This is a genomic window from Bacillus sp. FSL M8-0063 (assembly GCF_038005545.1).
Lineage (GTDB): Bacteria > Bacillota > Bacilli > Bacillales > Bacillaceae_G > Bacillus_A > Bacillus_A wiedmannii.
The window spans coordinates 3,975,406-3,999,974 of the sequence record NZ_JBBOTJ010000001.1 but is presented as its reverse complement, the minus strand read 5'-3'; the positions used below and the strand labels follow the sequence as shown (position 1 = coordinate 3,999,974).

Here is a 24,569-nt window from a genome sequence, read left to right as displayed (position 1 = left end):
AAACTTAGATTTTAGGGGGGAATGGCATGCCTAAATCCACTTTTAAATGGGTTGTTGGTGCTACTGTGAGCGCTGTTTTACTAACAGGGTGTGGCTTTATAAATCAGGAGAAAGCAACGGAACAAATTGATCCGCCAAAACAAGTTACGTATACAGAGGGTGGAAAGAAAGAAGTAGCTAAGAAAGATAAGCAAGGACAAACGGTGAATAGAGAACTATACCTTGTTGATAAAAATGGTTATGTTGTACCGCAAACGTTAGCTATACCTACTCCGAAAGCGAATGAGGTCATTCAGCAAACGTTAGAGTACCTTGTGAAAGATGGACCGGTAACGAATTTATTACCGAATGGGTTCCGTGCAGTCATTCCAGCGAATACATCGATGACCTTAAATTTGAAAAAAGATGGGACGGCAGTCATTGATTTTTCTAAAGAAATGAAAAACTATGCAAAAGAAGAAGAGCGTCAAATGGTTGAGTCAATAGCGTGGACGTTGACGCAATTTAAAGAAATAAAACAAGTGCAGTTCCAAATAAATGGTGAGAAATTGGCGAAGATGCCTGTTGGTGGTACACCGCTTGGTGAAGGGGTGAGCCGTGCTAATGGTATCAACTTCGATGATGAACAAGTAGCGGATGTAACAAATACAAAACCAGTTACACTTTATTTTATGGCACAAAATAATAATAAACAGCAATACTACGTGCCAGTAACACGCCGCGTTGTAGAAGGGAAAGAAAGTGATTATGCAGCAATTATAGATGAACTTGTAAAAGGACCGATTCATCAAGCGCTTCTGAATGATTTTAATCCAGGAGTTAAGTTGATTACGAATCCGAAGTTACAAGATGGAAATCTTACATTAAACTTTAATGAAAATATATTTATAAACCCAGATAAAAATATGGTTTCAAATTACGTGTTGAAGTCGTTAGTTTTATCTTTAACAGAAAAGAAAGGCGTGAAAAGTGTTTCTATTGAAGTAAATGGTAAAGCGAATCTTATAGATGAAAAGGGCGGAAAGTTAATAAAACCTGTCGATCGTCCAGAAAACGTGAATACAGGTAGTTTTTAATCTTCAATAATTTGATATACTTAAGTAAGAAAGGGGAATTGCTTTTTGGGTTCCTCTTCTTTTATTGTATACATATCATACATTTAAATTTGGCTATACTAACAAGTAGTTATGAGGAGGTTATTTTTATGCGAGTAGATGGTAGAGAGAAAACAGAATTACGCCATATACATATTCATACGAATTATTTAAAAAATCCAGAGGGATCAGTATTAATTGAGGTTGGGGATACAAAGGTAATTTGCTCAGCGACAATTGAAGAGCGTGTCCCACCGTTTATGCGTGGAGAAGGAAAGGGCTGGGTAACAGCTGAATATGCGATGATTCCACGTGCAACAGAACAACGTACAATTAGGGAATCAAGTAAAGGGAAAGTAACAGGACGTACAATGGAAATCCAGCGCTTAATTGGACGAGCATTACGTGCGGTAGTTGACTTAGAAGCACTTGGTGAGAGAACGGTTTGGATTGATTGTGATGTTATTCAAGCGGATGGTGGAACGAGAACTGCTTCTATTACAGGTGCATATGTAGCAATGGTATTAGCGTTTGAGAAGTTATTACAAGCAGAAAAAGTATCTAAAATTCCAGTAAAAGATTATTTAGCAGCAACGTCAGTAGGGATTGTTGAAGAGCAAGGTGTTGTTTTAGATTTAAACTACGTAGAAGATTCTAAAGCAGACGTTGATATGAACGTGATTATGACTGGAAAAGGCCAGTTTGTTGAAGTGCAAGGAACTGGAGAAGAAGCGACGTTTAGCAGAGCGCAGTTAAATGAATTGCTTGATGCTGCGGAACAAGGCATCTTCCAACTGATTGACATGCAAAAAGAAGCGTTAGGTGACATCGTATCTCATATAGAGTAGAGGTGGAAAGTATGAAACAAGTTGTTGTAGCGACAAAAAATATGGGGAAAGTACGTGAATTTGCTGAGTTATTTGAGCGATTTGATTTAGAAGTAAAATCATTACACGATTTTCCTCATATTGAAGAAGTCGAAGAAACTGGTGAAACATTTGAAGAAAATGCGATCTTAAAAGCGGATAGTCTGAGTAGACAGCTGAATGCGATCGTAATCGCGGATGATTCAGGTCTTATTGTAGATGCTTTAAATGGAAAACCGGGCGTGTATTCAGCTCGTTTTGCTGGAGAGCCGAAAGATGATCAAGCGAATATTGATAAAGTATTACAAGAATTAAATGACATAGCGTTTGAAAAGCGTAAAGCTCGTTTCTACTGTGCATTAGCAGTGGCTTTCCCTGAAGGTGATAAAAAGCCTGTCATTGTAAATGGGACGTGCGAAGGGTATATTTTAGAGCAGCGCCGCGGGGAAAACGGCTTTGGATATGATCCGATTTTTTATGTGGAAGAATATAAAAAAGCGATGGCGGAACTAAGTTCAGATGAGAAAAATGCCATTAGCCACCGTGGACGTGCTCTTCGTAAGTTAGAAGAAAAAATCCCTGAATGGTTTTTAGGAGAATAAGGGAGAGAGATTGATGAAAGCTTTAATCGTAAGCGATAGTCATAGCTCCGTGAAGGAATTACAGCAGTTGAAAGAGAAATATGAAGGAAAAGTAGATATCATGATTCATTGCGGTGATTCAGAGCTAACGCCTGCTCATGAAGAGCTGCAAGGTTTCCATGTTGTAAAAGGGAACTGTGATTATGCTAACTTTCAAGACGAAATTGTAACTGATGTAGATGGCATTCGTTTCGTAGTTGTGCACGGACATCGTCATAACGTGAAAATGACATTACAAACATTAGCGTACCATGCAGAAGAGGTAGGGGCGCAAGTTGCATGCTTCGGACACTCTCACGTATTAGGTGCAGAATTAATCGACGGCGTATTATTTATTAATCCAGGCAGTATTTTATTGCCACGTCAGCGTGTAGAAAAGACATTTGCTTTATTAGAAATGGATGAAAATCAAATGGAAGTTCGTTTTGAAACATTAGACGGACAACTAGTTGAACAAGCAGTTTTTAAAAGAGGATAAGAAAAATTATCCTCTTTTAAAAAAGGTGTTGACTTTATGTATGGTTATACATATAATAAATATTGTCGATAGGGCAACAGCGCTAACGAAGAAAAATAAAATAACATATGCGGGTGTAGTTTAGTGGTAAAACAAGAGCCTTCCAAGCTCTGGTCGAGAGTTCGATTCTCTTCACCCGCTCCATGTCCCAGTAGCTCAGCCGGATAGAGCATACGCCTTCTAAGCGTACGGTCGGGAGTTCGAATCTCTCCTGGGACGCTAAAAAAACCTTGTTATCTTTTGATAACAAGGTTTTTTGTTTGTTTAAAAATTGATGTATGTGCAAGAGGTGTAAAATATAACGTAATATATGATAATTATTATATATTACAGATTGAAGTACATTAAGAAAAGAGCGCCGTTTATGCGCCCTGTTCCTCATATTTAATTTAAAGAATCGATAGGCTTATGATGGAACTTAAATCCATATCTATATTCTCCTAATTGTTCACTTAGAATGTTATAAAACTTTTTACCATTCTAGTACGATTGAGCAGCTGTTATCGGAACTTATCCACGACAGTGTGTTACAATTAATAGAAGCGGAAAACGAGAATCTCCAATTGACTGGACGTGTGATTGGTTGGACAGTTTAAGAAGGTTGTATAAAAAAGGGAGATGGCGCAAAGATGGCGAGATCAAATGAGAATGATTTAACGGAGAAATTGGCAGAAGGTCACCGGAAATATGGTGATGGCAACTTTACAGTACAGAACATCGGTGATGAAACTAACCCAGATTGGACTGTCATAAAAAATGTGAGGAAGGGATCGGCAGGCATTCGTGAAGGAGAAGATATATTAAGACTGCGATCAAAATATATAAAATAGTACAGAAATGAGCGGAGTGGGAGTTCAACTCTCTCCTGGGACGCTAAAAAAACCTTGTTATCTTTTGATAACAAGGTTTTTTGTTTGTTTTAAATTAGTTATTAATAAATTTGTCAAAGACAAAACCATAATCTTTCACGTTATATTGTTTCTTCGTATCAACGAGCCAGTTAAAGGCGATCTCGTTCATTTCTTTAAATTGTTCTGCTAAATTTACTTGTGCGTTTGAAATACGGCTGAAAGCGTTAGATGCCATATCTAGACTTTTATGTGCATACTGCAATGTAATGTCGTTGTCGTATGAAATTTCTTCTATTTTAAGTAAAGCCTTATATAAATCTTTTAATTCTTCGATATGTTTTTTATGAACATCAATTGAATAATGCTCATCTCCCATTTGAAACTTAATTTCTACATCTAAATCAATTGTTCCCGCAGTTTCAAGTGCTACATTTTTAATTTGATATTTACTATAGCTAAAGCGGCGTAGTGTACGTTTTTTACTTGTTGCGCTTGTACCATCTAGGTGAAGTAATCCTTTGTTTGTGAAACAATATTCATCTGATTTTGATTTAATTAGAAAATAAATTTTCTCTCCATCTTCATGCATCACGTAATCATCAGCATCAACTTTATCGTAATCTTTCGGTGTAATGACAGATCCTACATCGCTTAACCCCAATACGTCTGCAGCCATTTTTTTAAACATACATAATCCCCCTTTTAAATTAAATTCTTAATTGTATAAAAATATATTAACATGATTTCAATAAAGTGTTTTCTTATAATTGAAAATTTTTAAAGGTAAGTTAAGAAAAGTAACGAATAATTATTTCAACCCTAAGTTATTTAGTAAATCTATTAGTTTAAGAGTGGATTCTCCGAAAAAAAATCAAGAGAAAAAAGTTAATCTTGTAAGTAATTATAGAGAAATTCCGTGAAAACCTCTCAAGTAATATAAGGTTTTTTTCTATCCATTTTGAAATCTTACAATTCTGTAAGGTAACTGTAAGGAAGTTCGATGGTAACAAATTGCTAATCCTCTATAATGAAGGTAACAACGATAAAACGAGGAGGAAGAAATGATGAAAGGGTTAATCGTAACGGGTTTAACAGTTGCTTTTGGATTTGTAGCGTATGAGAAATTAACGTATGTAGTTGATGTTGTAAAACATTTAATCGCTTAGTAAAAAAACTGCCATGAGAGGGAAAGGGAATGAGTGAATGAATGGAATGGTTATTTGGAATTATAGGTACTTGTAGTGTAGTGTTATTGTTCTTTGTCCCGAGTGGTATACTTAGTTCGACAACGAGTTTGTTCTTTTTAAGTTTGTTTGCTTGTACGATGCTTATTATTATGTTTTTAATGAAGCGAAGTAAACCAATCTTCTATTGTAGCATGATTGTTATGGCAATTATTGTTCTCCAAATTATTACCCTTGTTATATACCCCACTATTATAAAAGCTTTCCATTAATGATGAATCCTCTGCTTTAATTGCTGAGGATTTTTATTTGCACATTTTTAATTTTCGGTAAGGATTTGTTTATATTCAAATATAAAAATTAAATATTTCCATATTTCAAACAAAGGGTTTTGGGATGTTGTGTTCTTATTACTCATTTGATATATTTACTTTAAAGATAATTAAAATCTAGAAAAAGAGGCGGACGTATGGATAAAAAAGAAAATACGGTCGTATTGTTTCCACAACTATCAGAGCGATATATTGATGAAGGTTTTTTAGCGCTGAAAGAGCGGAAATTCGAAGATGCATTGCGCTGCTTTGAAATATTACGTCAGTATAATGCAGAAACGGAACAAACGGAACTCGCTTCTGTTATTTGTTTGTTAGAATTAAAACATATGGAAGAAGCGAAAGACAAATGTGAACAGTTACTTGAAACAGGAGCTGTATTATTTGGTGATATTCTTGAAACATATGTGACGATTTTAGTTCAAACAAATGATTATGAAGGTGTCATTGAAATCGTTGAAAAGGTTTTGCAAACGAAAGATGTAATGCCTGAGCAAAAGGAAAAATTAGCACAGCTCGCTTTATTTGCAGAAGGTATGTTAAGTGAAGTAGATACGTCACTAGTCGATTCGAATTTTGAATTGGATGAGTTTACTAATGAAATGTTTGGAGAAAACTTTGGACAAAAGCTAAGAGCGATTCAGCAACTTTCGTTAAAAGACTTGGATCTTGCATTACCTATTTTAAAGAAAGTTTTAATAGACGAAAAACAGCACCCTTATTTGAAAACTTCTATTTTATATAAAATGATAGAAAATCAAATAGAAGAAGAGATAGAAGTGGAAAAGTTTGGGAATACGATCAAGGTGATTCCAGCATTTACAGGTCATAATGAGGAGCAATCCGATAACATTATACATACATTATCAAGCCGATTAGAGCAAAATTATCCCGATATATTTGATGCAATGGTTACATATTGGAAAGAATTGCGAATTAGCGTTTTCCCATTCGCTCTATTAATGGATAAAGTGGAGATTTGGGCTGCTGTTTTAGAGAGAATTGGAAGAAAACGTTTCGGATTGACTATTGATGAAGAAGAGCTTATGACAGCGTATAATATTGAATTAGAAGAGTTTCATATTGCCTATCAATGGTTATTACGTGTTGAAAGAGAAGGATATTTGCCCGTATAATTATGAAAAAGAATCGTTCGGTTCTTGAAACGAGCATATTCTATGTTATAATGTAAGGGTTGCAAAAGGCAGAAATCTGCCTGTTTGTAAGAGAAGAGAAGTGTAATTCTCTTACTTAATATGTTTCATATTATTCTCGAACAAAATATACCGTAGTTGTCTTTTAGACAATTAGTAGATTGGAACATTATATCTGAAAGCTTTTGCTAGAGGATTATTTGTACTTTTGTTATTTCAAAAAAGAGATAATGAAGATTTTAATCTATAGAGGTATGTGCATACATTATTATAGTTGGAGGGAAAGAATAAATGGCTACAAAATGGGAAAAATTAGAAGGTAACGTAGGCGTTTTAACAATCGAAGTTGATGCTAAAGAAGTAAACAACTCTATCGACGCTGCGTTCAAAAAAGTAGTACAAACAATCAACGTACCAGGTTTCCGTAAAGGAAAAATGCCTCGTCCGTTATTCGAACAACGCTTTGGTATCGAATCTTTATATCAAGATGCTATAGATATCATCTTACCAAAAGCATACGGTGAAGCGATTGATGAAGCTGGTATCTTCCCAGTTGATCATCCTGAAATCAACATCGAGAAGTTCGAAAAAAATGCTAACCTTATCTTCACTGCAAAAGTTACAGTGAAACCTGAAGTTAAATTAGGTGAGTACAAAGGTTTAGCAGTAGAAAAAGTTGAAACAACTGTAACTGACGAAGATGTAGAGAACGAATTAAAATCTTTACAAGAGCGTCAAGCTGAACTAGTTGTTAAAGAAGAAGGAACTGTTGAAAACGGTGATACAGCTGTAATCGACTTCGAAGGTTTCGTTGATGGCGAAGCATTTGAAGGCGGAAAAGGCGAAAACTATTCTCTTGCAATCGGTTCTGGTACTTTCATCCCTGGTTTCGAAGAGCAAGTAATTGGTCTTAAATCTGGTGATTCTAAAGAAGTTGAAGTTTCATTCCCAGAAGAGTACCACGCTGCTGAATTAGCTGGTAAACCAGCTACATTCAAAGTAACAATTCACGAAATCAAAACAAAAGAACTTCCTGAGTTAAACGACGAGTTCGCTAAAGAAGCTGACGAAGAAGTTGCAACTCTTGATGAATTAAAAACAAAACTTCGTACAAACTTAGAAGAAGGCAAAAAGCACGAAGCTGAGCACAAAGTACGTGACGAAGTAGTAGAATTAGCTGCTGCTAACGCTGAAATCGAGATTCCAGAAGCTATGATCGACACTGAGTTAGATCGTATGGTTCGTGAATTCGAGCAACGTTTAAGCCAACAAGGTATGAACCTTGAGCTTTACTACCAATTCACAGGTACTGACGCTGACAAGTTAAAAGAGCAAATGAAAGAAGACGCTCAAAAACGCGTAAGAATCAACCTTGTTCTTGAAGCTATCATTGAAGCTGAAAACATCGAAGTTACTGAAGAAGAAGTAACTGCAGAAGTTGAAAAAATGGCTGAAATGTACGGTATGCCAGTAGACGCTATCAAGCAAGCTCTTGGAAGCGTAGACGCTTTATCTGAAGACCTTAAAGTGCGTAAAGCTGTAGACTTCTTAGTAGACAACGCTGCATAATAAAATAACAAGGCGCGATTTTAATCGTGCCTTGTTTTATAAATATAGAAATATATTTATAAAACTTTTCGATGAAGAAGGAAAACTTCCTTTACAAGTCGAATATACATATTTCAAAAGTTTTAAAATTTTTTTATTTGTACATAACTAGTCATATTATTTGTATTTCTCGCCACGTAGTGACATAATATGTATTTACATACGATACATTTATCGTGTACATACGAAGGCAAGAGGTTAGCACTTTGTAAGGGGTGTGAAAATATGTTTAAATTTAATGATGAAAAAGGTCAATTAAAATGTTCTTTCTGTGGTAAAACACAAACGCAAGTTCGAAAGTTAGTTGCAGGTCCAGGTGTTTACATTTGTGACGAGTGTATCGAACTTTGTACTGAAATTGTACAAGAGGAGCTTGCGAAGGACGAAGAAGTAGAATTCAAAGATGTACCGAAACCGGTAGAAATTCGTGAAATCTTAGATGAGTATGTCATCGGACAAGATAACGCGAAAAAAGCACTAGCGGTAGCGGTATATAACCATTACAAACGCATTAATTCTAACAGTAAAATTGATGATGTAGAATTAGCGAAGAGTAATATTTCACTTATTGGGCCAACTGGTAGTGGTAAAACATTATTGGCACAAACATTAGCGCGTATTTTAAATGTTCCATTTGCGATCGCGGACGCAACATCTTTAACAGAAGCTGGATATGTAGGGGAAGATGTAGAAAACATCTTACTAAAATTAATCCAAGCAGCTGATTATGATGTAGAGAAAGCGGAAAAAGGAATCATTTATATTGATGAGATTGATAAAGTGGCACGTAAGTCCGAAAATCCATCAATTACACGTGATGTATCTGGTGAAGGCGTACAGCAGGCACTTCTGAAAATTTTAGAAGGTACTGTAGCGAGCGTTCCACCTCAAGGTGGTCGTAAGCATCCGCATCAAGAGTTCATTCAAATTGATACAACGAATATCCTATTCATTTGTGGTGGAGCGTTTGATGGCATTGAGCCAATTATTAAACGTCGCCTTGGTGAGAAAGTAATTGGATTTGGTGCTGAGAAGAAAAATGCTGATGTAAATGAGAAGCATGTTTTATCTCACGTTTTACCAGAGGATCTTTTAAGATTCGGTTTAATTCCGGAGTTTATCGGTCGTCTTCCAGTTATTGCGAACCTAGAGCCGCTTGATGAAGATGCTCTTGTAGATATTTTAACGAAACCAAAAAATGCACTTGTTAAGCAATTCCAAAAACTATTGGAGCTTGACGATGTTGAGTTAGAGTTTGAAGAAGGTGCACTAATTGAAATTGCGAAAAAAGCAATTGAACGTAAAACAGGTGCTCGTGGACTTCGTTCTATTATTGAAGGCTTAATGCTTGATGTAATGTTCGAACTTCCATCTCGCAAAGATATCGAGAAGTGTATTCTGACGAAAGAAACAGTAGCTGATAATGAACCACCGAAATTGGTGTTACAAGACGGTACTGTACTTGATACAAAAACATCTGCATAGTGCGAAGAAGAAACAGCAATTTTTATAATTGCTGTTTTTCTTTATGTTTAGCTATGTTCCTCCACGGAAATACTAAGTGATAAAACATTGCGGGAGGAAATAAATTATGAGCTGGACAAATATATTTTTACTTGTTCAACTTGTTTTTGGTGTAATTGTCGGATTGTATTTTTGGCATTTACTTCGAAATCAGCGAACACAAAAAGTTTCAATTGATCGAGAATCGAAAAAAGAATTAGAACAGCTTCGTAAAATGCGTGAGATTTCTTTAACAGAGCCGCTTGCGGAAAAGGTACGTCCTACATCCTTTTTAGATATTGTAGGGCAAGAGGACGGAATTAGGTCGTTAAAAGCGGCTCTTTGTGGTCCGAATCCGCAACATGTAATTATATATGGTCCGCCAGGTGTCGGGAAGACAGCGGCAGCACGTCTTGTATTGGAAGAAGCGAAACGCAATCCGAAATCTCCATTTCGTACAAATGCAACATTTATCGAACTTGATGCGACGACAGCAAGATTTGATGAACGTGGTATTGCAGACCCATTAATTGGTTCAGTCCATGATCCGATTTATCAAGGGGCCGGTGCAATGGGGCAAGCGGGTATCCCACAGCCGAAAAAAGGAGCTGTAACAGATGCGCATGGTGGTATTTTGTTCATTGATGAGATTGGTGAATTACATCCAATTCAAATGAACAAAATGTTAAAGGTGTTAGAAGATCGGAAAGTATTTTTGGAAAGTGCGTACTATAGTGAAGAAAATTCGATGATTCCAACGTATATACATGATATTTTTCAAAAAGGTTTGCCAGCCGATTTTCGCTTAGTTGGGGCGACGACACGTTCGCCAGAGGAGATTCCTCCTGCTATTCGGTCACGCTGTTTAGAAGTGTTTTTCCGTGAGTTAGATACAGAAGAGATTCAAAAAGTAGCGAAGAATGCAGCTGATAAAGTGGAAATGCAAATAGGTAAAAATGGTATTGAAATGATCGGAATGTATGCAAGAAATGGACGAGAAGCGATTAACCTTGTACAAATTTCTGCTGGTATGGCAATAAATGAAGAACGTTCTTTCATTAAAGATGAAGATATAGAGTGGGTTGTTCACTCTAGTCAACTTACACCGAAATATGAAAAACGTATTTATCCTATTCCGAGAATCGGTCTTGTAAATGGACTTGCTGTATACGGACCAAATACAGGCGCGTTATTAGAAATTGAAGTAACAGCAATCAAGGCGAAAGATAAAGGATCAGTAAATGTAACTGGTATTGTGGAAGAGGAAAGTATTGGTAGTCAAACGAAATCCATTCGCCGTAAAAGTATGGCGAAAGGTTCTGTAGATAATGTATTAACAGTACTTCGTTCTCTAGATGTGTTGCCAGAAGGGTATGATATACATATTAATTTTCCAGGTGGTATCCCAATTGATGGGCCTTCGGCAGGTATTGCTATGGCAACAGGTGTATATTCAGCAGTGCATCGTACGTATGTGAGTAATGAAGTAGCGATGACCGGTGAGATAAGTATACATGGGGAAGTGAAACCTATTGGTGGTGTGTACGCAAAAATAAAAGCCGCGAAAAAAGCAGGTGCTAAGAAAGTCATCATTCCTGCTGAAAACATGCAACCGTTTTTGTATACAATAAAAGGAATTGAAATCATTCCTGTTCGTAAGTTAAAAGAAGTATTTGAGCTAACATTTATGCAGGAAAATATGCATCGAGACCTTGATATACATAATACTGTGGATGAAACAGATGCACAATCAATGTGAGAATGAACGATAATAAAATTTGCCAGACTTCGTTTAAGTTTGTATGCTTAAGCGGAGTCTTTTTTCCTTTTTATAAGAGAGAAAAAACGAGAGATTTACAATTGTGGAAAATCTCTGCAATTGCATCTAGATGTATTGTAATATAAAATAGTTGAACAGGAGTTTAATTTATTATGGAGGTGCTATGTCTAGTATGAATACGAATGAAAGAATCGTACCCCTCCTACCATTAAGAGGCGTTCTCGTATATCCAACGATGGTTCTGCATCTTGATGTAGGACGTGATAAATCGATACAAGCACTAGAGCAGGCGGCAATGGATGAAAATATCATCTTTTTAGCGATGCAAAAAGAAATGAATATCGATGATCCGAAAGAAGATGACATATATAGTGTAGGTACAGTGGCGAAAGTGAAGCAAATGTTAAAATTGCCGAACGGTACGCTTCGTGTCCTTGTAGAAGGTTTACATAGAGCTGAAGTAGTAGAGTTTATCGAAGAAGAGAATGTAGTGCAGGTTTCTATCAAAACGGTAACTGAAGAAGTGGAAGATGATCTAGAAGAGAAAGCTCTTATGCGTACATTACTCGAGCATTTCGAACAATATATTAAAGTTTCGAAAAAAGTTTCAAATGAAACATTTGCAACGGTAGCTGATGTAGAAGAGCCAGGAAGATTAGCTGATTTAATTGCTTCTCACTTGCCGATTAAAACGAAGCAGAAACAAGAAATCTTAGAGATTGTATCTGTGAAGGAACGATTACATACACTTATTTCAATTATTCAAGATGAACAAGAGTTACTTAGTTTAGAAAAGAAAATTGGACAAAAAGTGAAACGTTCAATGGAGCGCACGCAAAAAGAGTATTTCTTACGTGAGCAAATGAAGGCGATTCAAACTGAACTTGGTGATAAAGAAGGTAAGGGCGGGGAAGTTGAAGAACTTCGTGAGAAAATTGAACAGTCGGGAATGCCTGAAGAAACAATGAAGGCTGCACTGAAAGAATTAGACCGTTATGAAAAGTTACCAGCAAGTTCTGCGGAGAGCGGTGTTATTCGCAATTATATGGATTGGTTATTAGCACTTCCATGGACAGAAGCGACAGAAGATATGATTGATCTTGCTCATTCTGAAGAGATTTTGAACAAAGATCATTACGGTCTCGAGAAAGTGAAAGAGCGCGTACTGGAATATTTAGCTGTACAGAAGTTAACGAATTCATTAAAAGGGCCTATCCTTTGCTTAGTAGGACCTCCTGGGGTCGGGAAAACTTCGTTAGCGCGTTCGATTGCAACATCATTAAATCGTAATTTCGTCCGTGTATCCCTTGGTGGTGTACGTGATGAATCGGAAATCCGTGGTCACCGTCGTACGTACGTTGGAGCGATGCCAGGACGCATTATTCAAGGTATGAAAAAGGCGAAAACAGTTAATCCAGTCTTTTTATTAGATGAGATTGATAAAATGTCTAACGACTTCCGTGGAGATCCGTCAGCGGCATTACTTGAAGTGTTAGACCCAGAACAAAACCATAACTTCAGTGATCATTACATTGAAGAACCGTATGATCTATCGAAAGTTATGTTTGTAGCAACTGCGAATACACTTTCAAGTGTTCCAGGTCCGCTGCTTGACCGTATGGAAATTATTTCGATTGCTGGCTATACAGAACTTGAAAAAGTTCATATTGCCCGTGAACATTTATTGCCGAAACAATTAAAAGAGCATGGCTTACGTAAAGGTAATTTACAAGTACGTGATGAAGCACTTCTTGAAATTATTCGTTATTATACACGTGAGGCTGGTGTTCGTACGCTAGAGCGTCAAATTGCAAAAGTTTGTCGTAAAGCAGCAAAAATTATCGTTACAGCAGAACGCAAGCGTATTGTAGTAACAGAGAAAAACATTGTTGATTTACTTGGTAAGCACATATTCCGTTATGGACAAGCCGAAAAAACAGACCAAGTTGGTATGGCAACAGGGTTAGCGTATACAGCAGCAGGCGGTGATACACTTGCGATTGAAGTGTCTGTAGCGCCAGGTAAAGGGAAATTAATTTTAACAGGTAAACTTGGGGATGTTATGAAAGAATCCGCACAAGCAGCGTTTAGCTATATTCGTTCTCGTGCAGAAGAGCTTCAGATTGATCCGAATTTCCATGAGAAAAATGATATTCATATTCATGTTCCAGAAGGAGCAGTTCCAAAAGATGGACCGTCAGCAGGTATTACGATGGCAACGGCACTTATTTCTGCACTAACAGGTATTCCTGTAAGTAAAGAAGTGGGGATGACAGGTGAAATTACACTTCGTGGTCGTGTATTACCAATTGGTGGTTTAAAAGAAAAAACATTAAGTGCTCACCGCGCAGGCTTAACAAAAATTATTTTGCCAGCAGAAAACGAGAAAGATTTAGATGATATTCCAGAAAGCGTAAAAGAAAACCTTACGTTTGTGCTTGCATCTCATTTAGATGAAGTATTGGAGCACGCATTAGTAGGAGTGAAACAATGAAAGTAACAAAAGCAGATATTGTAATTAGTGCTGTTAAACCAGAACAATATCCAGACAGTGATTTACCAGAAATTGCATTAGCAGGTCGTTCAAATGTCGGGAAGTCTTCCTTTATTAATAAAATTTTAAATCGTAAAAAGTTAGTACGTATTTCTTCTAAACCAGGGAAAACGCAAACGTTGAACTTTTTCTTAATCAATGAGATGATGCATTTTGTTGACGTTCCAGGTTATGGCTATGCGAAAGTATCTAAAACAGAGCGCGCAGCATGGGGCAAGATGATTGAGACTTACTTTACAACACGTGAGCAATTAGACGCAGCTGTATTAGTAGTTGATTTACGTCACCAACCAACAAATGATGACGTGATGATGTATGATTTCTTAAAGCATTATGAAATCCCAACAATTATTATTGCGACGAAAGCCGATAAAATTCCGAAAGGGAAATGGCAAAAGCATTTAAAAGTTGTAAAAGAAACGCTTGCTGTTGAAATTGGCGATGAAATCGTTCTATTCTCTTCTGAAACAGGACTTGGAAAAGAAGAAGCGTGGAAGGCAATTCATAGAATGACAAAAACAAAAAACGCGTGACGAATGTCGCGCGTTTTTTTTTATTTACTAAATTTTTTAGTGTACGTTTAATGTGACCTCAATATTACCTCTTGTTGCTTTCGAATAAGGACATACACCGTGAGCGGCTTCTACAAGTTCTTGTGCTTCGGTATGAGAGACGCCAGCAACGTGTACATCAAGTACAGCAGATAGGCCGAAACCACCATCTGTATCTTTTCCGATAGAAACGTGAGCAGTTACTTCTGTACTTTCTACTTTCACACGTTTTGTACGAATGACAAGTTGTAATGCACTATCAAAACAAGCGGCATAACCAGCAGCAAATAGTTGTTCTGGATTCGTTGCCTCTCCGCCTGCACCACCTAGTGCTTTCGGCATTTTTACATCAAGATTTAATATGCCATCATCTGAAATTACTTTTCCGTTTCTTCCACCTGTAGCAGTTACTGAAGTAGTATATAATTTATCCATGTTTATTCCCCTTTTCTATCATTAATTGTTTTCATTGTTTCAATTAGTTTATTTAATTGAATTAATAAAGAACGATATTCTTGTTCTGTAATTCCTAAATTTGTTGCCATCGTTGTCGGCAATGAACAAGCCTTTTCTTTTAAATCTTTACCTTGTTCTGTTAATTCAATACAAACTTTGCGCTCATCTTCTTTGGAACGAACGCGTTTTACAAGTTTTAATGATTCCATTCGTTTTAACATAGGTGTTAACGTACCAGAATCTAAAAATAGACGTTCTCCAATTTCTTTTACTGTTAGTCCATCTTGCTCCCATAGTACGAGTAAAGTAATGTACTGGGGATACGTAATACCCATCTCTTCTAAATATGGTCGATAAAAGCGGGTAACTTCTTTAGAACAGGCGTAAATAGAAAAACAAAGTTGGTTATCTAGGTGTAAAGAATTCTCTGTCATACATAACTCCCTTCTAATTAAGTTGTGCACAATTTAATTTTGTAAAATCAATATAACGAAAAAGAAATACAATGTCAAATACATTGTATTGAGAAAGTCTGTGCTACAATTTGGAACAATCATACATATTTTCCTTCATGATGAAAGAAGATAGGAAAGATGATGTTATAATTCATATGGAATAGTTTCCATCACTTGATTATGAGGACTTTTTTTGGTAACGTACAAATAGAGTTATTAATTTATAATCATTATAAAGTAGGAAGTCTTTATTAGTTTTACTGAATCTCCTTTATTACATACGGAGAATAAATAAAAAATAATCGGTTGTTCACACGATTGTCAGATTCATAAGAGGAAAGTTGTATTATGATAGTAGATAAAGTGATAAAACGGGTGAAGGGGGACATGCTGCGTGCATATTCTTGTTGTTAGTGTAAATTATCGAACAGCCCCTGTAGAATTTCGTGAGAAACTCACATTTCAGGCAGCAGAGCTAGAGGAAGCAATGACTACATTACAAAATCAAAAGAGCGTGTTAGAGAATGTCATTGTATCAACTTGTAATCGCACTGAGATTTACGCTGTTGTCGATCAATTACACACGGGACGGTATTATATTAAGAAGTTTTTAGCTGATTGGTTTCAGCTTGAAATAGAAGAAGTCGCACCATATTTAACTATTTTTGAACAAGATGGTGCAATAGATCATTTATTCCGCGTGACGTGCGGTTTAGATTCTATGGTAGTTGGAGAAACACAGATTTTAGGCCAAATAAAAGATAGCTTTTTAGAAGCGCAACAAGTAAAAGCGACAGGCACAATTTTTAATGAGTTGTTTAAGCAGGTGGTTACGTTAGCGAAACGTGCGCACTCAGAAACGACGATTGGTGAAAGTGCGATGTCTGTTAGTTATGCCGCTGTTGAGCTCGGAAAGAAAATATTTGGTGAGTTAACAGATTGTCGTGTGCTTATTCTTGGTGCTGGTAAGATGGGTGAATTGGCACTGCAAAACTTATATGGAAGCGGTGCTCGAAAAGTAACAGTCATGAATAGAACGTTTACGAAAGCGGAAGTAATGGCTGAGAAATATATGGGACATGCAAAGCCTTTAAGTGAATTGCAATGTGCATTATTAGAAGCAGATATTTTAATTAGTTCAACTGGTGCATCTGAATATGTCATTACGAAAGAGATGATGACAAAGGTAGAGAAAATGCGCTCTGGTCGTCCGTTGTTTATGGTGGATATTGCAGTGCCGCGTGATATTGATCCAGCGATTGATGAACTAGAAGGTTCTTTCTTATATGACATTGATGATTTGCAAGGAGTAGTGGAAGCAAATCGTGCTGAGCGTTTGAAAGAAGCAGAGAAAATTCAATTTATGATTGAAGAGGAAATTGTTTTATTTAAAACGTGGTTAAGTACACTTGGTGTTGTTCCGTTAATAGCAGCTCTTCGTGATAAGGCACTTGCTATCCAAAGTGAAACGATGGAAAGCTTGGAACGAAAAATACCGAATCTTAGTGATCGTGAGAGAAAAGTAATTAGTAAGCATACGAAAAGTATTATTAATCAATTATTAAAAGACCCAATTTTAGTAGCGAAAGAAATAGCTGCTGAAGAGGGAGCAGACGAAAAATTAGCGTTATTTGCAAAGATTTTTGACTTAGAAATGGAAGATGTAGAGAGTTGTGCGGAAGAAGTAGAACATAAAAGAGCGTGGACACCATCCGTTCCATCTTTATAATTTGGAAGGATGATCGGATGAGTTTTTTAAATAACAGTATTATTTATCATATTGCAATTATTTTATATGCTTGTAGCATTAGTTTATATTTTATAGATTATTTCCAAAGTAACCGAAAGGCGAACCGATTTGCTTTTTGGTTACTTTCGATTGTATGGGTTCTGCAGTCTATCTTTATGTTACTTAGGGCTACAGATTCAGAAACGAACCCTATATTAACTTTATTATCAGGGATTTATTTTTATGTTTGGCTATTGATTACGATGTCGTTAGTCATTAATCGATTTATGAGAATTGACTTTTTAGTCTTTTTTACAAATGTTGTCGCATTTGGCGTAAGCGCTTTTTCTATTTTTACACCGCTCGGAAAGATGTCGCCGGTACTGGCAGAGCAATTAGTTTCAGAACTTGTATATGTACATGTCGGTATGGCTATTATTTCTTATGCAACTTTCACTGTATCGTTCATTTTTTCTATTATGTATTTATTGCAATATCGCCTATTAAAAAAGAAAAAATGGAATGCGAGATTAAGAAGGTTAGGGAATTTACCGAAGCTAGAATCGATGTCTTACGGATTAAATTTATTTTCTGTTCCATTTTTCTTACTAGCTATTTTATTAGGATGCATATGGGGATATACGAAATTGGACAATTTCCATTGGTATGATACGAAAGTGATCGGGTCTTTTGTCGTTCTATTTGTATATTGTGCTGGCCTATATTTACGAGTGGCAGATGTGTTGCAAGGGAAGAAAATCGTGCAGTGGAACATCGGAGCATTTCTCGTAATGCTAATCAATATTTTTCTATTAAGCAGTTTATCCAACTTCCACTTTTGGTATTTATAATGAGGAGAGAGAATTATGCGCAAAATTATTGTAGGGTCACGAAAGAGTAAATTAGCATTAACGCAAACAAACTGGTTTATTGATCAGCTAAAAGCACTAGGTTTACCATATGAATTTGAAGTGAAAGAAATCGTCACAAAAGGTGATGTTATTTTAGATGTTACTCTTTCAAAAGTAGGCGGAAAAGGCTTGTTTGTTAAAGAGATTGAACATGCGTTACTTACGAAAGAAATTGATATGGCTGTACATAGTATGAAAGATATGCCGGCCGTACTTCCAGAAGGATTAATGATTGGTTGTACACCGAAGCGTGTTGACCCTCGTGATGCTTTTATCTCAAAAAGCGGAGCATCGTTTAAAGAGTTAGCAGAAGGCGCTATTTTAGGTACGAGTAGTTTAAGACGCAGTGCACAATTATTAGCTGCGAGACCAGATTTACAAGTGAAGTGGATTCGAGGGAATATCGATACACGTTTACGTAAATTACAAGAAGAAGATTACGATGCAATCATTTTAGCAACAGCTGGATTACAAAGAATGGGCTGGGATAATGAAGTTATTACAGAACATTTAGATGAGACGTTATGTGTACCTGCTGTAGGACAAGGTGCATTAGCGATTGAGTGCCGTGAGGATGATAAGGATTTACTACAGTTGTTAGCGCATATGAATGATGCAGTAACAGAAAGGACAGTCGCAGCAGAACGAGTATTTCTTCATAAACTTGAAGGTGGATGCCAAGTTCCGATCGCTGGATATGCAACTCTTACAGAAAATGATGCAATCGAATTAACAGCTCTTGTCGGTTCTATGGACGGTTCTGTTTTATTGAAAGAGACAGTAGTAGGAACTAATCCAGAGGAAGTAGGATTAGAGGCTGCGGACCGTTTAATTAAACAAGGCGCAAAAGAACTCATTCTTGCTGCAAATAAGGGGCAACAATAAATATGAACGCTCTCGCTGGCAAAACGGTATTAATTACACGTGCCCAGCATCAAGCGAAACAAATGAGTGTAGCGGTGAAAGAAAAGAGCGGAATTCCATTGGAAATTCCGCTTTTGCGTATGGAAGGTATGTCTCATAGGCAAATTCAACATATAGCAGGGCAGCTGCATTCGTATGACTGGGTTATTTTTACGAGTAAAAATGGGGTAGCTTTTTTTCTAGATAGTTTGAGAAAGAAGCTACCCGCAAAGACTAAAATTGCTGCAGTAGGCGTGAAAACAAGGTTAGAGTTAGAAAAGCGGGGCTATCAAGTGGACTTCGTTCCAACTTCATTTGTTGCAGAAGTATTTGCAGAAGAGTTTGTAAAAAGACTAAGTGGAAACGAGTGCATTTTATTTCCGAAAGGGAATTTAGCAAGAGATGTAATTCCAGTTGCACTTCGCGAAATTGGTGTTTCTCTAGAGGAGCTAATCGTATATGGTACGAAAGAGAATATAGAGAAAAGGCAAGAGCTTATAGTAGCGTTAGAAGTAGGGAAAGTAGAAATTATTACATTTACGAGCCCTTCAACTGTTACTAGTTTTGTTCGTTTACTTGAGGGTACAAACTGGAGAGAATGGACAAAAAACTGTACAATTGCTTGTATAGGGCCTATTACGGAAAAAGAGGCGATCCTTTATTTTCCACATGTTATTACGCCGAAAGAGTACACTGTAGAAGCATTACTACAATGCATTTGTGAATCTATAAAATAAAAGAATGGGGATAGAAATCTATGAACTCTTTACAATTTAATCGTCATCGTCGCTTAAGACAAAGCGGTAATATGCGTGCGCTTGTGCGTGAAACGTTTTTACATACGGAAGATTTTATTTACCCTATTTTTGTATTAGAAGGAGAAAATGTTCGTAATGAAGTGCCTTCTATGCCAGGCGTATATCAAATGTCTTTAGATTTATTGCAAGCTGAAATGCAAGAGGTTGTTGATTTAGGTATTCGTTCTGTTATTGTATTTGGTTTACCTGCTGAAAAAGATGAAGTTGGATCATCAGCATATTGTGATCATGGAATTGTGCAACGTGCAATTAAGCAAATTAAAGGTGAATTCCCTGAGCTAGTAGTAGTTGCAGATACATGTTTATGTCAATTCACAAGCCATGGTCATTGCGGTGTAATTGAAGATGGTATTATTTTAAATGACGAGTCTCTTGCAGTTCTTGCGAAAACAGCTGTAAGCCAAGCGAAAGCAGGAGCGGACATTATTGCGCCATCAAACATGATGGACGGATTCGTAACAGCAATTCGCCATGCATTAGATGAAAATGGTTTTGGACACGTACCAGTAATGTCGTACGCTGTGAAATATTCATCAGCATTTTACGGACCATTCCGTGATGCGGCGCACGGTGCCCCGCAATTTGGTGATCGTAAAACATATCAAATGGATCCAGCGAACCGTATGGAAGCATTCCGTGAAGCGGAATCAGATGTAATGGAAGGGGCAGATTTCTTAATTGTAAAGCCAGCTCTTTCTTACTTAGATATCGTTCGTGATGTGAAAAATAACTTTAATTTACCAGTCGTTGCTTATAACGTAAGTGGTGAATATTCGATGATTAAAGCAGCGGCGCAAAATGGTTGGATTAATGAAAAAGAAGTTGTACTTGAAAAATTAATTAGCATGAAACGTGCAGGAGCAGATTTAATTATTACGTATCATGCAAAAGATGCAGCAAGATGGTTACAAGAAGGAGGCGCTAAATAATGAAAAAGTTTGATAAGTCGATTGCGGCGTTTGAAGAGGCACAAGATTTAATGCCTGGTGGCGTAAATAGCCCCGTTCGTGCTTTTAAGTCTGTTGGTATGAATCCGTTGTTTATGGAGCGCGGAAAAGGCTCTAAAGTATATGATATTGATGGAAATGAATACATCGATTACGTATTATCATGGGGTCCTTTAATTCATGGTCATGCGAATGATCGTGTTGTTGAAGCTTTAAAATCTGTTGCTGAAAGAGGAACAAGCTTCGGTGCCCCAACGGAAATTGAGAATAAATTAGCGAAACTTGTTATTGAGCGCGTACCATCAATTGAGATTGTACGTATGGTTAACTCTGGAACAGAAGCGACAATGAGTGCACTACGTTTAGCTCGTGGTTATACAGGACGTAATAAAATTTTGAAATTCATCGGTTGTTACCACGGTCATGGTGATTCGTTATTAATTAAAGCGGGTTCTGGTGTGGCGACGCTAGGTTTACCAGATAGCCCTGGTGTACCAGAAGGTGTAGCGAAAAATACGATTACCGTAGCGTATAACGATTTAGAAAGTGTGAAATACGCTTTCGAACAATTTGGTGATGATATTGCTTGTATAATTGTAGAACCAGTAGCAGGAAATATGGGTGTTGTTCCTCCGCAACCAGGATTTTTAGAAGGTCTTCGTGAAGTAACAGAGCAAAATGGTGCATTGCTTATTTTTGATGAAGTCATGACAGGATTCCGAGTTGCTTATAATTGCGGACAAGGTTATTACGGTGTAACACCTGATTTAACTTGTTTAGGTAAAGTAATCGGTGGTGGCTTACCAGTAGGAGCATACGGTGGTAAAGCAGAAATTATGCGCCAAGTTGCACCGAGCGGACCGATTTACCAAGCAGGTACTTTATCAGGTAACCCACTTGCAATGGCAGCAGGTTATGAAACGTTAGTACAGTTAACGCCAGAATCATATGTAGAATTTGAGCGTAAAGCTGAAATGTTAGAAGCTGGCTTACGTAAAGCGGCTGAAAAACATGGCATTCCGCATCATATTAACCGTGCGGGTTCTATGATTGGTATTTTCTTTACAGATGAACAAGTTATTAATTACGATGCAGCAAAATCTTCAAACTTAGAATTCTTTGCGGCTTACTATCGTGAAATGGTAGAACAAGGTGTATTCTTGCCACCATCTCAATTCGAAGGTCTATTCTTATCGACAGCACATAGTGATGCAGATATTGAAGCGACGATTGCAGCAGCTGAAATTGCAATGTCAAAATTAAAAGCTTAATTGTTGAAAGAAAATCGCTCTCCGTAAGGGGAGCGATTTTTTTTATTCATAAAGTCAGCTTTCCATACATAAATCTGTAATGACATATAGTTTGGGAGGGGGAAAAGAAGTGGCAACAGATCATTCATTACGTTTTTCATTAAAAGAATCTGTTTGGTTCCAAAAAGGACAGGAAGTCGAAGAACTTTTGTCAATTTCGTTAGATCCAGACGTTGAGATAGAAGAGCTTGATCATGAAGTTATCGTGAGAGGGCAATTAGATTTAACGGGAGAGTATGTTGCGCGGCAAGATGATTCGGCTTATTCATTAAGAGATTTATCGCCAGCGAAATCAATTGATTATGTAGAAACAAGGGAAGATGGGGTTAATGAACTTGTTCATTCCTTTCCGCTTGAAATATCAATTCCGAGAAACCGTGTGAAAGTAATTGAAGAACTATATGTATCTATTGAGGAATTTGATTATGAATTAAAGGAAAATGGTTGCTTACAATTATTAGCGGATATATCTATCACTGGTTTATGTGATGAAGAAAGAATCGAGGATGAAGAGGGAGAAACAGCGTATGCTGAGTTAGAGGCTGATTCCGCACAAGAAGATGAAAATAGACCTGCCATGCACGTAGAAGAACCAATCTATAAGGAATCAGATGAGTGGGAAGATTACGCGTTTGAACCGTTTCAACTAGAGGAAAGAAAAGAGCAGGAAGTAGAGGAAGAGGAAATAGAAGAACATGAATTTGTGGAGCGTGAAGAGGAGAAAGAATCAACGCCACAATTTGAATTGTTCGGAAGAAAAGATTTCAAGAAAGAAAAAGCGAAAAAACAAGAAGAGCAAGAAGAAGAAACGTATTCACAGCGAGATGAAAATGCACTTTATTTAACGAAAATATTTACGAAAGAACCGGAAGAAGAATTTACAAAGTTAAGAATGTATTTCGTGCAAGAAGGGGATACAATCGAATCTGTTGCAGACCGTTATGAAACGTCTGTACAAAACTTATATCGTGTCAATCAAACAGAAGATATATATTTAACTGCGGGACAAATTATTTATATTCCTGTTTCAAGGGCAAAAGCGAAATAAGTGAGTGTTTTCACTCACTTATTTTCCTAAAGGCTATGTTTTGAATAGAAAGGGTTATTCGTATGGATATTGAATTACGAAATCGCTATGAACCCATTGTAAGGCAATATAGATTGGATACACAGCATATGGAAGAGCACGGAAGTGTAACGAAAATTTACACGAATCAAGGTCCGTATGCGCTCAAGAAAATAGAAGACGGGAAGTTAGAGCGGAATAACTTTTTGCACCATATTCAATATTTGAAGGAGAACGGTTTTTCAAATTATGTACCTATATACCATGCGACGGATGGAAATTATATTTTAAGTGACGGGACGTATAATTATTATTTAATGCCTTGGTTAGAACGTGCGGAAGGCAACGGCGAGGATAATGATCAATACCATAAAATGTTTCAAACTCTCGGGACGTTACATCAAAAAACGGTGAAAGAAGAAACATATACAGAAGAGGATTTAGAAAAACATTATACAAATATATCCGATCGCTGGGAGAATGATGGTGAGATGTTAGAAGAGTTTCTCGTAGAATCTGAAGCGAAGTGGTATATGTCTCCGTTTGAATTGCAATATTGTACGTACTATCATCATGTAATGAGGGCGCGTGAGTTTGCAACGAAGCAATTAACTGAGTGGAACGATGCGATGAAGGAAAAAGAAAAAACACGTATTACTTTTGTACATGGTAACGTATCGCTTAATCATTTCTTATTTGATTATGAACGGAATGGCTATTTTATTAGTTTAGAAAAATCGAAGTTTGCCACACCGGTGCAAGATATAGTAGGGTTTTATTCTCGGTCTTTAAACACGTATCCAATTGCGCGAAGTGATCGGTTTGAATGGTATCAAATGTACCAAAAAAATTTCCCTTTTACGAAAGAAGAGCAACTACTCATGTTTGCGTATATGACGTATCCATCGCAATTTATTCGGCAAATCCAGTCTTATAAGAAAAGAAGAGAGAGTCGCAATGAGGACAATGAACTTCTCGGAGTAAAGAGCTTACAACAATCGCATTGGCTCGTTAGCAATATAGAATATTTCCTTTCGCAATTACAAGCTGCCCAGCAAGGGAACGGATAAAAAGATAAGTAGTATCTCTACTTATCTTTTTTTTTCGTTCGTCCAAAAAGCCGTAGTATTAAATTTATCTTGACGAATAGGGTTTCGTTTTTTACACTATTGTATATAATAATTAACAATCATATAAATGCCTTGAAAGGGAAGAGTATAACAAGAAACGTCTTCAGAGAGGAGAATCATTAGCTGGAAGATTCTCTAGATAGTTATGTTAGAAGGTAGCCCTGGAGCATCTTTTCTGAACGGAATAGTTCTCATTAGGAAAAGACGGA

23 protein-coding genes, 2 tRNA genes and 1 other annotated feature (1 of these 26 running past the window's edge) are annotated in these 24,569 nt (G+C 36.9%); of the genes, 22 read left to right on the top strand and 3 right to left on the bottom strand.

The annotated features are described in order from the left end of the window. Nucleotides 1-26: 26 nt before the first annotated feature. The 7 genes from gerM to MKX31_RS20335 all read left to right on the top strand — a co-directional run bounded on the left by gerM (nucleotide 27) and on the right by MKX31_RS20335 (nucleotide 3,948). Nucleotides 27-1,076 (top strand): spore germination protein GerM, encoded by a 1,050-nt coding sequence (gene gerM / locus MKX31_RS20365; protein ID WP_064474674.1) that lies wholly within the window; start codon nucleotides 27-29, stop codon nucleotides 1,074-1,076. A gap of 128 nt (nucleotides 1,077-1,204) precedes the next feature. Continuing rightward, nucleotides 1,205-1,942, top strand: coding sequence for a ribonuclease PH (gene rph / locus MKX31_RS20360; RefSeq protein WP_001261774.1), 738 nt, complete (start codon nucleotides 1,205-1,207; stop codon nucleotides 1,940-1,942). 11 nt (nucleotides 1,943-1,953) lie between these two features. Then, nucleotides 1,954-2,562 carry an XTP/dITP diphosphatase gene (locus MKX31_RS20355; RefSeq protein ID WP_046956272.1) on the top strand — a complete coding sequence of 203 codons (609 nt, stop codon included), beginning with the start codon at nucleotides 1,954-1,956 and terminating at the stop codon, nucleotides 2,560-2,562. 13 nt (nucleotides 2,563-2,575) lie between these two features. After that, nucleotides 2,576-3,079 (top strand): metallophosphoesterase, encoded by a 504-nt coding sequence (locus MKX31_RS20350; RefSeq protein ID WP_064474675.1) that lies wholly within the window; start codon nucleotides 2,576-2,578, stop codon nucleotides 3,077-3,079. A gap of 109 nt (nucleotides 3,080-3,188) precedes the next feature. Further along, nucleotides 3,189-3,262 (top strand) — tRNA-Gly (locus MKX31_RS20345). Nucleotide 3,263: 1 nt separating this feature from the next. Further along, nucleotides 3,264-3,337, top strand: a tRNA-Arg gene (locus MKX31_RS20340). 410 nt (nucleotides 3,338-3,747) lie between these two features. After that, nucleotides 3,748-3,948 (top strand): hypothetical protein, encoded by a 201-nt coding sequence (locus MKX31_RS20335; protein WP_000124457.1) that lies wholly within the window; start codon nucleotides 3,748-3,750, stop codon nucleotides 3,946-3,948. Between the two features lie 94 nt (nucleotides 3,949-4,042). Here the strand turns inward: MKX31_RS20335 and MKX31_RS20330 are convergent, their stop codons facing one another. Further along, nucleotides 4,043-4,657 (bottom strand): PH domain-containing protein, encoded by a 615-nt coding sequence (locus MKX31_RS20330; protein WP_000473874.1) that lies wholly within the window; start codon nucleotides 4,655-4,657, stop codon nucleotides 4,043-4,045. A 519-nt stretch (nucleotides 4,658-5,176) separates the two neighbouring features. On the opposite strand from MKX31_RS20330, the gene MKX31_RS20325 reads away from it, so the two are divergent. The 7 genes from MKX31_RS20325 (at nucleotide 5,177) to ysxC (ending at nucleotide 14,617) form a co-directional block, all read left to right on the top strand. After that, nucleotides 5,177-5,425 (top strand): hypothetical protein, encoded by a 249-nt coding sequence (locus tag MKX31_RS20325; protein ID WP_001973787.1) that lies wholly within the window; start codon nucleotides 5,177-5,179, stop codon nucleotides 5,423-5,425. A 197-nt stretch (nucleotides 5,426-5,622) separates the two neighbouring features. Continuing rightward, on the top strand, nucleotides 5,623-6,621 hold the full coding sequence (locus MKX31_RS20320) for a hypothetical protein (RefSeq protein WP_064474677.1): 999 nt from the start codon (nucleotides 5,623-5,625) through the stop codon (nucleotides 6,619-6,621). A 309-nt stretch (nucleotides 6,622-6,930) separates the two neighbouring features. Beyond that, nucleotides 6,931-8,208, top strand: coding sequence for a trigger factor (gene tig / locus MKX31_RS20315; RefSeq protein WP_064474678.1), 1,278 nt, complete (start codon nucleotides 6,931-6,933; stop codon nucleotides 8,206-8,208). Nucleotides 8,209-8,472: 264 nt separating this feature from the next. Then, on the top strand, nucleotides 8,473-9,732 hold the full coding sequence (gene clpX, locus MKX31_RS20310; protein ID WP_000472283.1) for an ATP-dependent protease ATP-binding subunit ClpX: 1,260 nt from the start codon (nucleotides 8,473-8,475) through the stop codon (nucleotides 9,730-9,732). A 106-nt stretch (nucleotides 9,733-9,838) separates the two neighbouring features. Continuing rightward, complete coding sequence (lonB, locus tag MKX31_RS20305; protein WP_064474679.1) at nucleotides 9,839-11,509, top strand: ATP-dependent protease LonB; 1,671 nt, start codon at nucleotides 9,839-9,841, stop codon at nucleotides 11,507-11,509. 184 nt (nucleotides 11,510-11,693) lie between these two features. Continuing rightward, complete coding sequence (gene lon / locus MKX31_RS20300) at nucleotides 11,694-14,024, top strand: endopeptidase La (RefSeq protein ID WP_000097312.1); 2,331 nt, start codon at nucleotides 11,694-11,696, stop codon at nucleotides 14,022-14,024. Further along, nucleotides 14,021-14,617 carry a ribosome biogenesis GTP-binding protein YsxC gene (gene ysxC, locus MKX31_RS20295; protein WP_000869124.1) on the top strand — a complete coding sequence of 199 codons (597 nt, stop codon included), beginning with the start codon at nucleotides 14,021-14,023 and terminating at the stop codon, nucleotides 14,615-14,617. Before lon ends, ysxC begins: the two co-directional genes overlap by 4 nt. 36 nt (nucleotides 14,618-14,653) lie before the next feature. On the opposite strand, the gene MKX31_RS20290 is transcribed toward ysxC, so the two are convergent. Together MKX31_RS20290 and MKX31_RS20285 are read right to left on the bottom strand one after the other, a co-directional pair. Next, nucleotides 14,654-15,070: an organic hydroperoxide resistance protein gene (locus MKX31_RS20290; protein WP_098101628.1), complete on the bottom strand. Its 417-nt coding sequence runs from the start codon at nucleotides 15,068-15,070 to the stop codon at nucleotides 14,654-14,656. A 2-nt stretch (nucleotides 15,071-15,072) separates the two neighbouring features. Beyond that, nucleotides 15,073-15,525, bottom strand: a complete 453-nt coding sequence (locus MKX31_RS20285; RefSeq protein WP_044737640.1) for a MarR family winged helix-turn-helix transcriptional regulator — start codon at nucleotides 15,523-15,525, stop codon at nucleotides 15,073-15,075. A gap of 415 nt (nucleotides 15,526-15,940) precedes the next feature. On the opposite strand from MKX31_RS20285, the gene hemA reads away from it, so the two are divergent. The 8 genes from hemA (at nucleotide 15,941) to ysxE (ending at nucleotide 24,300) form a co-directional block, all read left to right on the top strand. Continuing rightward, complete coding sequence (gene hemA / locus MKX31_RS20280; RefSeq protein WP_064474681.1) at nucleotides 15,941-17,275, top strand: glutamyl-tRNA reductase; 1,335 nt, start codon at nucleotides 15,941-15,943, stop codon at nucleotides 17,273-17,275. A gap of 17 nt (nucleotides 17,276-17,292) precedes the next feature. Next, the gene (locus MKX31_RS20275) at nucleotides 17,293-18,126 is read left to right on the top strand and encodes a cytochrome c biogenesis protein (RefSeq protein ID WP_000008998.1); all 834 of its coding nucleotides are present in this window, start codon (nucleotides 17,293-17,295) and stop codon (nucleotides 18,124-18,126) included. Between the two features lie 15 nt (nucleotides 18,127-18,141). Then, complete coding sequence (hemC, locus tag MKX31_RS20270) at nucleotides 18,142-19,071, top strand: hydroxymethylbilane synthase (RefSeq protein ID WP_064474682.1); 930 nt, start codon at nucleotides 18,142-18,144, stop codon at nucleotides 19,069-19,071. 2 nt (nucleotides 19,072-19,073) lie between these two features. Beyond that, nucleotides 19,074-19,826, top strand: a complete 753-nt coding sequence (hemD, locus tag MKX31_RS20265; RefSeq protein ID WP_088048063.1) for a uroporphyrinogen-III synthase — start codon at nucleotides 19,074-19,076, stop codon at nucleotides 19,824-19,826. 20 nt (nucleotides 19,827-19,846) lie between these two features. Continuing rightward, on the top strand, nucleotides 19,847-20,836 hold the full coding sequence (gene hemB / locus MKX31_RS20260; protein WP_001087076.1) for a porphobilinogen synthase: 990 nt from the start codon (nucleotides 19,847-19,849) through the stop codon (nucleotides 20,834-20,836). Then, entirely contained in the window at nucleotides 20,836-22,125 is a 1,290-nt protein-coding gene (hemL, locus tag MKX31_RS20255) for a glutamate-1-semialdehyde 2,1-aminomutase (RefSeq protein WP_048541355.1), read from the top strand. The genes hemB and hemL overlap by 1 nt, the downstream gene beginning before the upstream one ends. A gap of 109 nt (nucleotides 22,126-22,234) precedes the next feature. Continuing rightward, the gene (gene spoVID / locus MKX31_RS20250) at nucleotides 22,235-23,212 is read left to right on the top strand and encodes a stage VI sporulation protein D (protein ID WP_098111521.1); all 978 of its coding nucleotides are present in this window, start codon (nucleotides 22,235-22,237) and stop codon (nucleotides 23,210-23,212) included. A 62-nt stretch (nucleotides 23,213-23,274) separates the two neighbouring features. Next, on the top strand, nucleotides 23,275-24,300 hold the full coding sequence (ysxE, locus tag MKX31_RS20245) for a spore coat protein YsxE (RefSeq protein WP_064474685.1): 1,026 nt from the start codon (nucleotides 23,275-23,277) through the stop codon (nucleotides 24,298-24,300). 123 nt (nucleotides 24,301-24,423) lie between these two features. Beyond that, nucleotides 24,424-24,569: a binding site (T-box leader), on the top strand; it runs 87 nt beyond the window's last position.

Bases quoted from the DNA above. Each gene is read 5' to 3' on its own strand.
- MKX31_RS20335 (WP_000124457.1), top strand. From the start codon at position 3,748: ATGGCGAGATCAAATGAGAATGATTTAACGGAGAAATTGGCAGAAGGT.
- MKX31_RS20355 (WP_046956272.1), top strand. From the start codon at position 1,954: ATGAAACAAGTTGTTGTAGCGACAAAAAATATGGGGAAAGTACGTGAA.
- MKX31_RS20285 (WP_044737640.1), bottom strand. From the start codon at position 15,525: ATGACAGAGAATTCTTTACACCTAGATAACCAACTTTGTTTTTCTATT.
- hemD (WP_088048063.1), top strand. From the start codon at position 19,074: ATGAACGCTCTCGCTGGCAAAACGGTATTAATTACACGTGCCCAGCAT.
- MKX31_RS20290 (WP_098101628.1), bottom strand. From the start codon at position 15,070: ATGGATAAATTATATACTACTTCAGTAACTGCTACAGGTGGAAGAAAC.
- ysxE (WP_064474685.1), top strand. From the start codon at position 23,275: ATGGATATTGAATTACGAAATCGCTATGAACCCATTGTAAGGCAATAT.
- lon (WP_000097312.1), top strand. From the start codon at position 11,694: ATGTCTAGTATGAATACGAATGAAAGAATCGTACCCCTCCTACCATTA.
- MKX31_RS20325 (WP_001973787.1), top strand. From the start codon at position 5,177: ATGGAATGGTTATTTGGAATTATAGGTACTTGTAGTGTAGTGTTATTG.
- rph (WP_001261774.1), top strand. From the start codon at position 1,205: ATGCGAGTAGATGGTAGAGAGAAAACAGAATTACGCCATATACATATT.
- lonB (WP_064474679.1), top strand. From the start codon at position 9,839: ATGAGCTGGACAAATATATTTTTACTTGTTCAACTTGTTTTTGGTGTA.
- clpX (WP_000472283.1), top strand. From the start codon at position 8,473: ATGTTTAAATTTAATGATGAAAAAGGTCAATTAAAATGTTCTTTCTGT.
- MKX31_RS20350 (WP_064474675.1), top strand. From the start codon at position 2,576: ATGAAAGCTTTAATCGTAAGCGATAGTCATAGCTCCGTGAAGGAATTA.
- gerM (WP_064474674.1), top strand. From the start codon at position 27: ATGCCTAAATCCACTTTTAAATGGGTTGTTGGTGCTACTGTGAGCGCT.
- hemB (WP_001087076.1), top strand. From the start codon at position 19,847: ATGAACTCTTTACAATTTAATCGTCATCGTCGCTTAAGACAAAGCGGT.
- MKX31_RS20320 (WP_064474677.1), top strand. From the start codon at position 5,623: ATGGATAAAAAAGAAAATACGGTCGTATTGTTTCCACAACTATCAGAG.
- MKX31_RS20275 (WP_000008998.1), top strand. From the start codon at position 17,293: ATGAGTTTTTTAAATAACAGTATTATTTATCATATTGCAATTATTTTA.
- MKX31_RS20330 (WP_000473874.1), bottom strand. From the start codon at position 4,657: ATGTTTAAAAAAATGGCTGCAGACGTATTGGGGTTAAGCGATGTAGGA.
- hemL (WP_048541355.1), top strand. From the start codon at position 20,836: ATGAAAAAGTTTGATAAGTCGATTGCGGCGTTTGAAGAGGCACAAGAT.
- tig (WP_064474678.1), top strand. From the start codon at position 6,931: ATGGCTACAAAATGGGAAAAATTAGAAGGTAACGTAGGCGTTTTAACA.
- ysxC (WP_000869124.1), top strand. From the start codon at position 14,021: ATGAAAGTAACAAAAGCAGATATTGTAATTAGTGCTGTTAAACCAGAA.
- hemC (WP_064474682.1), top strand. From the start codon at position 18,142: ATGCGCAAAATTATTGTAGGGTCACGAAAGAGTAAATTAGCATTAACG.